Below are 14,001 nucleotides of genomic sequence, written 5' to 3' on the forward strand. Positions count from 1 at the left end.
CTCTGTCAGGCTAAGGTCGAGCAGTGCGCTCGCGTGTTTCTGCGACGGAAAAACCGGGTGTTGCGTCATGACCCCGGCGCTACATATCAGGCTACGAGTGGCGATTCTTGCTCAAAGCATCTGTTCGATCCATAATCAATCGATCAATTTTCCTATCGGATCGTACATATTTTCTATGGACCCGCTTTCCGACGTGTTCTCCCTGCTGAAGGTCAAAAGTGTGCTTTCGGCGCGCTTTGAGGCTGCCGAACCATGGGCCTTGAGATTTGCTGCCTATCGTCATGTCAAATTCGTCGGGGTCATCAAGGGCGATAGATGGGTATGGATTGAAGGCGTCACCGCGCCCACGAAAATGAAGGAGGGGGACTTTTGTCTCCTCACTGACGGATCACCCTACTGTTTCGCCAGCGATCCGGGCGTGGAACCGGACGACGGGGAGAAGGTGCTTGCCACTAACTTGGGGGCGGACAGAATTGTTCGCTATGGTCGGGGAGAAATGTGCGCGATCAGCGTCGGAGGACTGTTCGAGTTTGACGGTGACATGAGCGGGCTGCTGCTCAATTTACTGCCCCCGCTCGTTCTCGTTTCCGCGGATTCTCCGGATGCCAGATCGCTTCGCGCGGCCCTCGAACTGATCAGGGCGGAGACAGAGTCAGTCCGGCCCGGCGCGGCCGCAATGGCGGGCAGCCTCGCGAATATTGTGCTGGTGAACATCCTGCGGGCTCATCTTGCCGCGAGCCCGAGATCAGCGGGCTGGCTGGGCGCGTTGTCGGATCCACGGATCGGATCAGCGCTCAGGATGGTGCATGAACAATTAGCACGTCGCTGGAAAGTGGAGGAACTGGCGTCGAAGGTCGGTATGTCACGCACCGCGTTCATTGAGCGCTTCAAGGATCTCGTGGGGCTGCCTCCACTGGAATATCTGATCCGCTGGCGCATGACGATTGCCAGGGATGCCTTAAAGACGGGCAACGACAATCTCGCAAGCATCTCCGCCGCTGTCGGTTACGCATCCGAAACCACTTTCAGTTCGACTTTCAAAAGGATGTTTGGTCAGAGCCCCAGCCGGTATCGCGCGGAAGCACGGGGCAAAATTTGAATGCTGGGGGCAGGGTTTTCGCGCTGATAACCAATGCACTGGTGGATGGACCACGCAAGCAGCCGCTAAAAGCAGGTGGCCGATGTACGGCAGTTCAGGGACGCTTCGCTGCGAAGACGCGGAGGGAGGAGGTGGATCATAAGTATTCCTCTGCAGATGGCGAAACCTGACATTCACGATCGCCACCCGTCGAGACCTTCGATATAGTTGAAAATTTCAATCATTATTCTATAATTGGCAGCTTGGCCGACGAATGTTTCGGCGGGCAACGGCGGAGCCATCTCTTGTATTCCGACTTCCTGACCTTCAGGCTTGATCTGACCAGCGAGTTGCTGATCAACCGGGCGAATGCGGTGTACCGCGAGCGCTGGAATCTCGATGTGCGCGGGTTGCGAATTTTGCGTCTCGTGTGCGCTGAGCCGGATATAACCCCAAAAGGGGTGTCACAACGGGCCCTGGTCGAAAAAACCCTGCTCTCCAAAGTTCTTGCCGACCTTGAAACACGGGGGTTGATCAGCCGGGACACGCATCCGGCTGACCGCCGCAGCGTCGCGCTGCGCGCTACGGATTACGGATTCGAGGTGGCGCAACTTTCCGAAGTCGTGGGAAAAGAACTGGAAAAAGAGCTGGTTGCAGCGCTAACTGCCAGCGAGCGTAAAGCGCTTGAAAATCTGCTCGACAAGCTTGCAGATAGCCTGCGTGACAGAGAAGTGCAGATGCGTGCGTAGGCAGAATTACGGCTCAACGGAACAAGGAGTTATCTATGTCGAAATTGATCACAACGATGGTGGGCGCGATCGATAGCCTCCTGCCTGAGCTTGAGACTGTCTACAAGGACCTGCATCAGCATCCCGAACTGTCGATGCAGGAAGTGCGCACCGCGCAGATTGTGGCGGATTATGTGGAGAAGTTCGGCTACGAGGTGACCCGCAACGTTGGTGTGACGGGTGTGGTGGCTGTGCTGCGCAACGGCGATGGTCCGACCGTCATGCTGCGCGCCGACATGGACGCGCTGCCGATGGCTGAAGCCACGGGGCTGCCCTATGCGAGCACTGTCAAGGCCAAAGATGAGGACGGGATCGAGGTTGGGGTGGCTCACTCGTGTGGCCATGATCTGCATGTGACCTGGCTGATGGGCGTGGCACGTCTGATGGCCGGGCACCGCGATGCCTGGCGCGGCACGCTGATGGCGGTTTTTCAGCCCGGCGAGGAAGTAGGGCGCGGTGCACGCAGCATGATCGAAGACGGCATGGTCGTGCGCTTTCCGAAACCCGACGTGATTCTCGGGCAGCACGTGATGGTTGGCGCAGCAGGCACAGTTGGCTATCGCAGCGGCACGATCCTGTCCGCGGGCGACAGTCTGAAGGTCAGGCTGTTTGGCCGTGGCTCGCACGGTTCACAGCCGCAGACCTCGATCGATCCCGTCATCATGGCGGCATCGACCACGTTGCGCCTGCAGACCATCGTCTCGCGAGAGATCTCGCCGCGCGATAGTGCCGTACTTACCATCGGCGCGCTGCAGGCGGGCACGAAAGAGAACATCATTCCCGACGATGCCACGCTCAAACTCAACATGCGCACCTTCGATGAAGACGTGCGTGAGTACATGCTGGGCGCGATCCGCCGAATCTGCTGTGCAGAATGCGTAGCCTCGAACGCGCCGCGGGAGCCCGAATTCACGACGCTATCGAGCTATCCGCTCACCGTCAACGACGACGCCACCTGTGAGCGTCTGCGCAACACGTTTGAGGCGCATTTCGGCGAGCGCGCCTATGAAACGCAACCGGCTGCGGCGAGCGAGGATTTCAGCGTGTTCGGTCGAGAATGGGGCGTGCCATACGCATTCTGGTTCATCGGCGGGACCGATCCCGAGGAATTTAAAAGGGCAGTGGCCGCGAAGAAGCTCAACGAAATTCCCAGCAACCATTCCCCAAAGTTTGCACCTGTGCTCGACCCTACGCTGCGTACAGGCCTCGAAGCCATGCTTTGTGCTGCCGGCGCCTGGCTCGGCAATGAAGACAGTACAACGTGAATTCCCATACGATTTATACAGTCCTCGATCTGGTTGGGACATTTGCTTTTGCTATCAGCGGTGCCGTCGCGGCACGACAACGGCGGCTCGATCTCTTCGGCATTGCTTCCGTCGCGTTCATGGTGGCGTGTGGCGGCGGTATCGTACGGGACGTCTGTATCGGCGCCATTCCACCTGCTGGACTTTCGAACTGGCGCTATCTGGCTACGTCGCTCTCGGCGTCCGGGATCGCGATTCTCGCGTATCCACAGGTTCGTCGTCTGCGTCAGCCGGTGCTGTTTTTCGATGCGATTGGCCTCGGTTTGTTCGCGGTGTCGGGTGCGCAGAAGTCACTCGTCTATGGTCACAACGCAGAACTCGCGATCCTGTTGGGTATCGTGAGCGCGGTCGGCGGCGGTGTGATGCGCGATGTGGTGCTCTCGCGGGTGCCAGCCATTCTTGAGCGCGAGATCTACGCGTCGGCGGCGCTTCTCGGCGCTGTGGTACAGGTGGCGTTCTCATACGCCAACTGGACGGCCTGGTGGACGCCGTGGTTCGCAACGTTCGCGTGCGTCTTGGTTCGGCTCGCCTCACTTTACTTCGGCTGGCGGCTGCCGGTGTTTCAGAGGCGTCGAGCAACTGTAGTTCGCGACAACCAGTAACCGTGCCGGCAAAGCTGCGTGAAGCGCTGGTGATGCGGCGCTGAAGCGTGAGCGCACGATGTGGGTGAGAGCTGCCCTCCATTCGAACGCTCTACCCCGTATGGCGTCTGAGCTCGTGCAGGACGTCAACATCGACGTCACCCCAATTCATGCATACATGCACGCCCTTGCTCAAGACGAGGTCTTCGAGGAAGGGCGTAACACAACGCCTGTTGCAGTGGCGAGTTTCGAACGCCGCCTCCCGCTACTGTGACGCGGTTGGCGCCAGCTTGATAGTCAGGGTGCCAGTTGTCTGATAGCTCACATCGCGCCTGTCGATACTGGACCCGTTGATGCGAACTCTGCCACCCTCAGTGCATCCGCCGCGGGCGTGCCGTTGTTGGCGCGCTGGGACACAACTCGAGGCCGTCGCCATTGAGCAAGAAGGTCAGCTCGGCGGGTGCCCCGGGGGGATGCCGACGCGACGTGTTGAGGCAGGGTTCGACGGCTTGCCTTTCCCGTTCCCGTTGTGCCGGAACTGCCGCACTGAACACCTTCGCTCTTGCCACGTATCGCCACTTCGCTTGGGGCGGCCACATCCTTGACGACGAGCTTGACGTCGAACTGATGGTTGCCGTCAATCGTGATGGTACCGGTGTCCATTACGGCGCGGTCGTTGAAGTCTTCAACGGCAATTTTCCTGCGGGTTGGGCGAACGTACAGTCGGCCACAAACGGCCGTTCAGCAAGCGAGCAAACCTGCCACTGGAATGGTTGCATTGCTCCGGAACGTGACGCACGATCTATGCGCACAGTTCGGCTGTAACCACATTCAGGCGTCTTCGTTCGTGAGGCAGCTTCCGGTCTCATTTTCGACCCTTGAACCCGCGCTCTACGTGAACGATTCGTGCCATCCTCACGCGATTCGAAGTACTTCGGGAACAGTAAGTCGAGGCACTCTGATCGATGTCACGGATGAGCGCAGGATGCGGCGGATCAATGTCACGGATGAGCACTGGATACAGCGGACTAAAGCTCTGCGACTCCACTGCCCCCAGTGAGAACCGGCTTCCGCATGTCTGCGAAACGCGCGAACTCGCTTCAACCAAGCGCGCGATAGCCATTTCTTTGATCGACGACACTTCGACGCTCGCGCCAATCAAGGTCAGACAGGCAACGGCTTCTTCCTGCACGTCCGGAATCGGAGCGCTTATGGCGGCGAGGCCGGGGATGAGCACGGACTCCGCTTCGTCATATCCACGCCGACGAACCGTTGCCAGACGATCAAGCAGATTTGACGGCGGCTTTTCGTGATGCTTTGTTACAGCCAGCTCGATCAGATGGTCTCGTATCTGAGAGGGCATGAATGCGAGCATCGCGCGCCCCGTTGCTGAGTTGGTCAATTGGAACGTCGATCCGACAGACAGCGTCGTAATAAAAGGAACATAGCTGCGTTCCCAACGAACGATGGTTGGACCACGATCACCAAGGACATTGAGTAAAGTAGGTAGACCAGTGTCGGCGACTAATTGCGGCATGGCTTCGCCGGCAAGCCGCAAAGGATCGAGGCGTCCGAGCGCGGACGCGCCGATGCGCTGCGCAGCGGGTCCCAGGTCGTAAAGCCCGGTGTTTTCGTCCTGAACCGCCAAACCGCTCGCAGTCAGGCTGGCGAGATAACGATGCGCAAGGCTGTTTGGCATGCCTGCTGTACGCGCCAGTTCCCGCAACGGCGCAGCCTTGCCGCCTGCGACGAGCGCAAGAAGCATTTCCGTCGCCTCGTCTGCCGACTGGATGCGCCTCTTCTTTCTTCACTTCTGCAGAAGTTCCGAACGTCTGCTTCGCAACAAGGTGAATGGCTCTTCTGGGTCCGGGTGCTGTCTTCCGGCAGGAGGACAGCGGTCGTTCGACGTAACAGCTGATACAACGACCGCGGAGCGACCAACAGCTGCCCTTCGCCGGCGACCGGCCCAATGACCGCAACGGCCGATGACTTTTCCGGCAGTGGCCATGCCAAGCGGTTGTTTGACTCTGATACCTGCTGTTGAACGTCTGACGACTCGACCGTTGGCTATGGAGACGCGCGCTGACGTCGGTGGCAACGAACATGGCGATCGAGCGCGGCGATCGGCGGTTTGGCCATTTCCTGCCATCGCCGCTTGCGCCCGCAGACGCTCAAACTGCCGTTCCGCGAATGGCAGGCAGCCAACAGATGACAAGGCCAGAGTTGATACACGACCGACATCCGGGTTCGGCGTCTGCGTGGTGGTCGAAAAAAACGTCAGATCCTAACCTTTCACACAAACCACCTGCCGCAGCGTATGCACCACCTCGACCAGACTCCGCTGCGCGGTCATCACCGCGTCGATGTCCTTATAGGCCATCGGAATTTCGTCGATAACCCCTGCATCCTTTCGGCATTCGACATGCTCCGTCGCGCTGATCTGATCCTGGACCGTGAAGCGCCGTTTGGCCTCTTTACGGCTCATTGCGCGCCCGGCGCCGTGACTGCATGAGCAGAAGCTCTCTTCGTTGCCGAGGCCGCGAACGATAAAGCTCTTCGCGCCCATCGAACCGGGTATGATGCCGAACTCGCCCGCCCGCGCCGACAACGCTCCTTTACGCGTTACAAATATGTCGACGCCAAAGTGCCGCTCTTTCTGTACGTAGTTGTGGTGGCAGTTCACCACGTGCTCGTCGATGGTGAAGGGTTTGCCGATCGTTGCGCGCACCGCGTCGATCACGGCATTCATCATGACCTCACGGTTGCAGCGCGCGTATTGCTGTGCCCAGCCGACCGCTTCCACGTAGTCATCGAAGTGCCGGCTGCCTTCCCTCAAGTACGCGAGATCCTTGTCCGGAAGATTCGCAAGGTGTTGACGCATGTCGGCCTGGGCCAGCGTGATGAAGAGGCTGCCGATCGCGTTGCCCACGCCGCGTGATCCGCTGTGCAGCATGAACCAGACGCTGTCATCGCCATCGAGACATACCTCGATGAAGTGATTGCCGGTGCCGAGCGTGCCTACGTGCGCGTGATTGTTCGTGCGCGCGAGGGAAGGATACTTGTCGACGATGCGCTGAAAACTGGGCGCCAGCAGCTTCCAGGCGTCGTCGACGGCTGGCGGGGGACGCGACCATGCACCCGGATCGCGTCGCCCCATCGCACCGCCGTGCGGCACGGCGCGTTCGATCGCGCTGCGCACGCGGGAAAGCGAAGCGGGCAGGTCCGCGGCCGTCAACGTTGTACGAACCGCCATTATCCCGCAGCCGATATCGACGCCCACGGCCGCCGGGATGATTGCGCCCTGTGTCGGAATCACGCTGCCTATCGTCGAGCCTTTGCCCACGTGCGCGTCCGGCATGACGGCAACGTGCCTGAATACGAACGGCATGCGGGCCATGTTTCTCAACTGCCGGCGACACGCCTCCTCAATAGCCACGCCCTGTGCCCACATCTTCACGGCCTTGCCGCTTGCCACTTCCATTAGTTGATAATCGACCGGACTCATGCCTCTGTCCCTTCGTCAGCTTCGCTCATCGGCACGGGTCAGTGTGCGCGGTACGGCATTAGCGTGAGCCGGTTTTTCTGTTTCGACAAGTATTCACATGTACTCGAGCGCTCAGCACAATCCCGTTGTATTCGAGGTTGACACCGGAGGCGTGAAGCATCCGCATCGTCCACGAAGCGGGCCCGCGCGGCTATGGACTTTACGGTCAGCTCGTGCGGAAGGGATTCGACTGCATCATGTGTGCGCCGTCACTGATTCCGAATAGGCGCGACAAGCGCTGCGTCGCAGCGATTTACGGCAGATCAGGGTCAACGGGCACGCGTTAATTGAGCATTGGCATTGCAAGACAGCCCTATCGATCCGGTCGCTGAGCACGGCATTCCCCGTACCGCACGTGACGGGACTAGACTTAAGAGGTTGATACGCGGACCGCGCCTTTCTGATGCGACGTTCGCGACCGTTCCTTCAGGGAGCCGTTCATGAATGACCGGACGTATAACGTGCTCTTTCTTTGCACCGGCAACTCGGCGCGCAGTGTGATGGCAGAGGCGCTACTTCACACACTGGAGAATGGTCGGTTTCGCGCCTACAGCGCAGGAAGTAATCCGATCGGAAAGATCACTCCTTTCGCCATCGAACAGGTGCGCATGACGTGGTATGACCTGGCGAATCTGCGCAGCAAATCGTGAGACGAGTTCGCCCTATCCGAACCGAGCGCACCCCATATGGACTTCGTTATTACCGTGTGCGATCAGGCCGCTGGGGATGTATGTCCAGTGTCGCCCGGCCATCCCGCATCTGCACACTGGAGATTCTTCGACCCCGCCGCCATGGAGGGTTCGGATGAGAGCAAACGTACTGCATTCAAACGCGTTTTCCAGCAGATTCGATGCAGGGTCGAGGCGCTCGTCGAGGTGCCACTGGACGAACTCGACGCCGCCGCCATTCGCGCCGCGGTGCGACGGATTAGCGACATTGACGTCACGGCCATCGGCACATCCGGGATGCTGACGCGAGGCTAGAGCTTTCGATGAGCAATTCCGATTGTCTGGTTTTCCGGTGGCGGCTACGGCCGACGGACGGTTCGATGAGCGCGGCGCACAGTTTGCCGCGCCCTTGCAGGGCACGCGACTCTGCCCGAATTGATCATGAGCGCTGGTGGGTGCGTCCGTATGGAGACCAGCATGACAAACCGGCTTGCTACAGAATCCTCGCCTTATCTCCGCCAGCATGCGGACAACCCGGTGGATTGGTATCCGTGGAGCGACGAGGCGTTTCGCCGCGCGCGCGAGGAAAACAGGCCGATCCTTCTGTCGGTGGGCTACGCCGCGTGCCACTGGTGCCACGTCATGGCGCACGAGTCCTTCGAGAATCCGCGCATTGCCAGCCTGATGAATGAGCGCTATGTCAGCATCAAGGTCGATCGGCAGGAGCGTCCCGACATAGATGAAATCTACCAGCAGGTCAGCCAGATGATGGGACAGGGAGGCGGCTGGCCGCTTACCGTGTTTCTCACGCCACAGGGAGAGCCGTTCTTCGGCGGCACCTATTTCCCCCGGACGATCGCTATGGCCGCCCCGCGTTCGCGCGCGTGTTGATCGCCCTGAGTGAAGCCTGGCGGCATCGGCATGATGAACTGCGGGACACCATTGTGCAGATTCAGCAGGGCTTCCGGCAGTTCGATCAGGCACAGCAGGGCGGGCCAACCGCCGCTGTCGAAGATCTGCCTGCACAGACAGCACATGCCTTGACACGGGACACCGACCCGGCTCATGGGGGGCTCGGCGGCGCGCCCAAGTTCCCCAATCCGAGCTGTTACGACCTCATGCTACGCGTCTATGAACGAAGCCGCGAACCCTCGCTGTTTGACGCATTGGAACGCACACTCGACCACATGGCGGCGGGCGGCATCTATGACCAGGTCGGCGGCGGGTTCGCCCGCTATAGCGTCGACGCGCATTGGGCCGTGCCGCACTTCGAGAAAATGCTGTATGACAATGGCCAGCTTGTAAAGCTGTACGCGGATGCCTATCGCCTGACTGGCAAGCGAACATGGCGCTGCATCTTCGAGGAGACCCTCGCCTATATTCTGCGCGACATGACGCACCCCGAAGGCGGCTTCTACGCCAGCGAGGATGCCGACAGCGAAGGCCAGGAAGGCAAATTCTATTGCTGGATGCCCGCCGAGATCAAGGCAGTCCTTGGCGAGTCCGAAGGCGCACTGGCCTGCAGGGCCTACGGCGTGACAGAACGCGGCAATTTCGAGCACGGCGCCACGGTACTCCACCGTGCGGTCGAGCTGGACGCGCTGGAAGAAACGCAGCTCGCAGGCTGGCGCGAGCGGTTGCTGGCGGCGCGCGCCCGACGTGTGCGCCCTGCCCGGGACGACAACATTCTCACCGGTTGGAATGGTCTGATGATCGCGGGGCTCTGTGCCGCCTTCCAGGCGACGGGTGTCCCCGAGTATCTCAGCGCGGCAAAGCGTGCCGCCAATTTTATCGGGAACGAACTGACACTTGCCGATGGCGGCGTATTCCGGGTCTGGAAGGACGGCGTAGCCAAGGTGCCGGGGTTCCTCGAGGACTACGCCTTTCTCTGTAATGCACTGCTCGACCTCTACGAATCATGCTTCGACAGGCGCTACCTCGATCGTGCGATCGAACTCGCGACCCTCATCCTCGACAAGTTCTGGGAGGACGGGCTGTATTTCACACCGTGCGATGGCGAGCCCTTGGTGCACAGGCCCCGTGCCCCATACGACAGCGCCTCGCCATCTGGCATCTCATCGAGCGCATTTGCCTTCGTGCGTCTGCATGCACTCACCGGGCGCGATCTCTACCTTGACCGTGCCGAGCACGAATTCCGGAGATACGAGACGGCAGCAGGCAGCGTACCATCCGCCTTCGCGCACCTCATGGCCGCGAGCGACTTCGTGCAGCGCGGCCCGCTCGGGATCGTCTTTGCCGGCGAGAAAGATTCAGCCGCAGTGCTGGCAACTGGCGTTCACCGTGCCTACCTCCCCGCACGCGTGCTGGCTTTTGCAGAACACGTGCCGATCGGCCGGGAGTGTCACCCGGTCGACGGCCGGGCCGCGGCATATGTGTGCCGGAATCGCACGTGCGCTGCACCCATGACCGAAGGCAACGCGCTCCTTGAATATTGCTTGTCCGGTAGGGTGTGACGGTGCCGGACCGATCCATGCACGCCCATTTTGAACCCCGGCTTGTCAACGACCTGTTTGGCGACCCTAGTCTGTATGTGGACTTTCGCGACGAACGCCGCGCTGTTCTTTTCGATCTCGGCGATATCAGCAGACTGCTGCCTCACCAACTGATGCGTTTTTCGCGTGTGTTTGTTACCCACACGGACATGGACCATTTTTGCGGCTTCGACTATCTCGTGCGCGTGATACTCGGGCGCAAGGTTGGCATCGTCCTGTTCGACGGCACTGACTTCCTTGAACAGGTCGAAGAACGGCATCGTTCGTCGGACGCCTGTTACCCCTGATACCATGAGCCGTGACCCTCGCAGGACGAGTGGAGGCGGGTATGCACTTCGATGCGTTTTCCTTCGGTTCCATCCGCATAGATGGCGTGACTTTCGAGCATGACGTGGTGATCGACCGCGGGCAGGTTCGCAAGCGCAAGAAAAAGCCATCCAAGGCGTTCCGCGAATTGTTCGGGCATACACCGGTATCTACGGCTGAGGCTATTCCCTGGAATTGCCAGTGCCTTGTGATCGGCACCGGCACCGGGGCACTGCCGGTGATGGACGAGGTAAGGCGGGAGGCCGAGCGCCGGAAAGTCGAACTCGTTATCGTGCCGACGGAGGAGGCTATCGCCAGACTCAAGGTGAAGACGGAAGGAACCAACGCGATTCTGCATGTCACGTGCTAGGGGGCGCATTGGGTGCAGCGTTTCACAGGCGAGCCAGTTCGACCGGAACACCGCAGGTCACCAGGCCGCCTTGCCACGAAAAGCCGGCTGAGCGCGCTCGTCCCGATACGCCTTCGCAGGGGGACATGCATCACGGCTACAGCGCCCCGATGAAATCGCTCCACACAGTCGCTTGCATCGTTTCGGTGGCGGCATGCCCATAACCTCGGATGATCAGCGCCGCAAGCTCAAGCTGTTTCAGATCATTCGACTCGACAATGTCCACGACGTCGAATCGCCCGAGTGTCAGATAGCTCTCTTTCCAGGTGACGGCAGGGCATTCAGCTTTGATCTTCTCCGACACGGTGGTGGCGATCTGTTTGAGTTCCTTGGGGTCCTTGAACGCGTCAGGAGCGAGGCGGCTGAGGATGACGTAGGTAGTCATGTAATACCTCCGTGGAAAATTGCTCCACGCTCGGGCACGGTAGTCACTTCAATGCGGACGGCCACCGATCGGGCGGTGCATTCCCGTTCATCTTGATTATAGTCAGGTCGCTGTCCTTCGGTCCTGAGGTCGCGGGCCGCCGTGAACGAGTGTTCCAGTAATACGTGACGCGGGGCGTTGGCCTTCGAAGCTTTCCATGACGGGCGGAATGGATTCTTACTGTCAGCAGGCGGCCTGGCATCAGGACTCAGACGTGAGGGGCAATGGCCAGTTGGGCTTGCGCGCGGCGCACGTCACGGCGGCCCCAGAGCGGCGGGCTCATGACCTCGTCATAGTCGGCAAACATTATGTTAAAGCTGATGCTCACGCGTGCCTGCGCACTCGTATTTGCGGACACCGAATGGGGTAGCCATGCCGGGAATATCAGCAACGTGCCTTCGCTGACCGGAACGACCACCTGATCTGTGTTGTACGCCGTTAACTCAGTGACGGGTGGACGGATGATGGCCGTCTGCGGGCGCGGATCATGGAAGTTGATCGTGTCCGCGCCGGTTTGCGAGCGCAGGTAATACACGCCGCTCAGGAAGTTGTTTGGATGAGTGTGCATCGCGTGTGTCCCGCCTGGCGTCAGCACATTGATCCAGCATCCGGTGAGGCGAAATGGGGCGTTGTCCACTTTGAGAAATGTGAGTACGTCGCGCGCGGCCTGGTCGATAAGCGCGATCAGCGCAGCGAGCTCGGGCTTTTCATGTTGTTGATGGCTGGATTGCCATGTGGTGCCGCTATGGGTGCCTTCGCCGCTCCGAATCAGGGCGTCGACGTACGCCATCAGATCCCGATCCAGGGGTTCGTAATACGCTGGATCGAGGCGGCGCTGCCACACGAAAGTCGGAAAGAGACGAATGATGTCCGGAGTGGAAGTGGAGATTGTCATCATTCAACGCCTGATGCGCTGCATGGGATACTCACTTGTCACTATAGGTCGGATGCCGGCACTTGTTTCCTGCATGCGTTGTGCGGTCAAAGGCGCGCAGATGGAACCAGCCTTGGCCAGTTGTGGATCGCGGAAGTCGGCCCCCTTCGGTCACCCGCGCATGCCGCAGTGCAGTCAGACAAGCGCCACGTCAACGCGTAGCGCCGCCACGCTATGGGCCTCGTGCGGCTTGATCCAGTCGCTCTGACCAGCTAGTCTTTGGCGCCCGCGCGTCGTGCAGCCAGTTCCGGCTGTACCGTGTGACGGTTGCGATGCGACCGCGCCGAGTCGCGCGGGAGCGTCTGACGGCCGGAGTGGGACCCAAAGGGGGCGCCGATGGCCTCATCTTGTCTGCTTCTCAGGGGAAGATCGGTGTCGTGGGCTCCGCGCCTTCGAGATCGGCCTTCGGAAAATGCTGCGCGACCATCTGCTCGATCTCATGTTCGCGCGATCCAGGCACGTCGGCCATGATCAAGAGCTGGCCATCACGTATGGCGCCACGAAAGCGTTCGAGTCGTGCATTCGGTTCGTCGACGCCGATCATCGTGGCCGTCCAGGCCCCGAAGCCGGCACCCGCCAACGTCAATGCGACGACGGCTCCGCCCGCAATTGCGAGCTCCGCGGGAGGAAACGCCAGTGCCACGAGGCCGAGAAGCGCGCCGGTCGCACCGGCGCGCCACGCCGCGTTCGAGCGAGTGCACGACATCGCTGCTTTGCAGCAAGGATGCCTCGGGTTACTGTTCGAGCGCGACACTGTGATTCGCGAGAACATGGATATGTCGCCATGTGATCCGTGCCTGCGGCAAGTCGTCTACGATCGCCTTCGCCGTCGTCGTGTCAGGTACGAGAAAATAAAGACGTCTCATGTCGGCTCTCCATCAATCAAGCGTTCCCGCCGACGGGTCGATGCTGTTTATCGTACGCCTGCCGCAGGCAATCAGAGAGGGCGTAGGTGACCTTCCCCGGAATTATCGGGCCAGCTGAAACTTGAGATCAGCGAGCAGACGATCTACAACTGGCGGCAGCATTTCGGCGGTCTGAAGGCTGAGGATGTGAAGCGGCTCAAACAGCTCGAACAGGAGAATGCGCGACTGGAGAAGATGGTGGCGGAGCGGCATCTCGAGCTGGATGTGACGAAAGAGATCAACGCAAAAAAGTGGTGCGCGCGCCCTCCCGCCTGCATGCGCGAAAGCATGGGGCCTGTCGGAGCGACGTGCGCGCGCGCTGATGTCGCTCGCGCGGTCAGCGTTGCATTACGGATCGAAAAACTTGCTCGAGCGGGACGCGCCTGTGCTCGCCGAAATGAGCGCACTCTGTCGGCGCAATATCCGAGCTATGGTTACCGTCGAATCCAGATCTTTCTCGGGCGCAGGGTCACGCATTGACGGCGGCGTAAATCCGACACCAGACGGCGGCGCAGGTGGAGTAAACGACTCGACCATGCCCCGCGGG

10 protein-coding genes and 5 pseudogenes are annotated in these 14,001 nt (G+C 60.2%); 10 read left to right on the plus strand and 5 right to left on the minus strand.

The window, feature by feature from the left end:
• Positions 1 to 67: 67 nt before the first annotated feature.
• From H1204_RS42955 to H1204_RS42975, 5 genes are all read left to right on the plus strand, one after another.
• Entirely contained in the window at positions 68 to 1,099 is a 1,032-nt protein-coding gene (locus H1204_RS42955; RefSeq protein ID WP_243469102.1) for an AraC family transcriptional regulator, read from the plus strand.
• Positions 1,100 to 1,383: 284 nt separating this feature from the next.
• The gene (locus H1204_RS42960) at positions 1,384 to 1,827 is read left to right on the plus strand and encodes a MarR family transcriptional regulator (RefSeq protein WP_180736146.1); all 444 of its coding nucleotides are present in this window, start codon (positions 1,384 to 1,386) and stop codon (positions 1,825 to 1,827) included.
• A 35-nt stretch (positions 1,828 to 1,862) separates the two neighbouring features.
• Positions 1,863 to 3,131, plus strand: coding sequence for a M20 family metallopeptidase (locus tag H1204_RS42965; protein WP_180736147.1), 1,269 nt, complete (start codon positions 1,863 to 1,865; stop codon positions 3,129 to 3,131).
• A complete protein-coding gene (locus tag H1204_RS42970) occupies positions 3,128 to 3,772 on the plus strand; it encodes a trimeric intracellular cation channel family protein (RefSeq protein ID WP_180736148.1) in 645 nt (214 codons plus the stop codon). The genes H1204_RS42965 and H1204_RS42970 overlap by 4 nt, the downstream gene beginning before the upstream one ends.
• 414 nt (positions 3,773 to 4,186) lie before the next feature.
• Positions 4,187 to 4,576 carry a hypothetical protein gene (locus tag H1204_RS42975; RefSeq protein WP_180736149.1) on the plus strand — a complete coding sequence of 130 codons (390 nt, stop codon included), beginning with the start codon at positions 4,187 to 4,189 and terminating at the stop codon, positions 4,574 to 4,576.
• Positions 4,577 to 4,616: 40 nt separating this feature from the next.
• Here the strand turns inward: H1204_RS42975 and H1204_RS42980 are convergent, their stop codons facing one another.
• Both H1204_RS42980 and H1204_RS42985 read right to left on the minus strand, forming a co-directional pair.
• Entirely contained in the window at positions 4,617 to 5,516 is a 900-nt protein-coding gene (locus H1204_RS42980) for an IclR family transcriptional regulator (RefSeq protein WP_180736150.1), read from the minus strand.
• Between the two features lie 519 nt (positions 5,517 to 6,035).
• A complete protein-coding gene (locus tag H1204_RS42985) occupies positions 6,036 to 7,256 on the minus strand; it encodes an RtcB family protein (RefSeq protein ID WP_180736151.1) in 1,221 nt (406 codons plus the stop codon).
• Between the two features lie 479 nt (positions 7,257 to 7,735).
• On the opposite strand from H1204_RS42985, the pseudogene H1204_RS42990 reads away from it, so the two are divergent.
• From H1204_RS42990 to H1204_RS43005, 4 genes and pseudogenes are all read left to right on the plus strand, one after another.
• A pseudogene (locus H1204_RS42990) lies at positions 7,736 to 8,278 on the plus strand (arsenate reductase ArsC).
• A gap of 162 nt (positions 8,279 to 8,440) precedes the next feature.
• Positions 8,441 to 10,437 (plus strand): annotated as a pseudogene (locus tag H1204_RS42995) (thioredoxin domain-containing protein).
• 17 nt (positions 10,438 to 10,454) lie between these two features.
• Positions 10,455 to 10,733 (plus strand): annotated as a pseudogene (locus tag H1204_RS43000) (ribonuclease Z); the annotation flags it as partial.
• Positions 10,734 to 10,804: 71 nt separating this feature from the next.
• Complete coding sequence (locus H1204_RS43005; protein ID WP_180736153.1) at positions 10,805 to 11,152, plus strand: MTH938/NDUFAF3 family protein; 348 nt, start codon at positions 10,805 to 10,807, stop codon at positions 11,150 to 11,152.
• A 136-nt stretch (positions 11,153 to 11,288) separates the two neighbouring features.
• Here H1204_RS43005 and H1204_RS43010 read toward each other — a convergent pair whose 3' ends face one another.
• The 3 genes and pseudogenes from H1204_RS43010 to H1204_RS43020 all read right to left on the minus strand — a co-directional run bounded on the left by H1204_RS43010 (position 11,289) and on the right by H1204_RS43020 (position 13,415).
• The gene (locus tag H1204_RS43010; RefSeq protein WP_180736154.1) at positions 11,289 to 11,576 is read right to left on the minus strand and encodes a GYD domain-containing protein; all 288 of its coding nucleotides are present in this window, start codon (positions 11,574 to 11,576) and stop codon (positions 11,289 to 11,291) included.
• Between the two features lie 247 nt (positions 11,577 to 11,823).
• Positions 11,824 to 12,513, minus strand: coding sequence for a 2OG-Fe(II) oxygenase family protein (locus tag H1204_RS43015; RefSeq protein WP_180736155.1), 690 nt, complete (start codon positions 12,511 to 12,513; stop codon positions 11,824 to 11,826).
• A 394-nt stretch (positions 12,514 to 12,907) separates the two neighbouring features.
• Positions 12,908 to 13,415 (minus strand): annotated as a pseudogene (locus tag H1204_RS43020) (DUF1269 domain-containing protein).
• A gap of 126 nt (positions 13,416 to 13,541) precedes the next feature.
• On the opposite strand from H1204_RS43020, the pseudogene H1204_RS43025 reads away from it, so the two are divergent.
• A pseudogene (locus tag H1204_RS43025) lies at positions 13,542 to 13,922 on the plus strand (transposase); the annotation flags it as partial.
• Positions 13,923 to 14,001: the final 79 nt, after the last annotated feature.

Source organism: Paraburkholderia sp. PGU19, from assembly GCF_013426915.1.
In the GTDB taxonomy this organism is placed as follows: Bacteria; Pseudomonadota; Gammaproteobacteria; order Burkholderiales; family Burkholderiaceae; genus Paraburkholderia.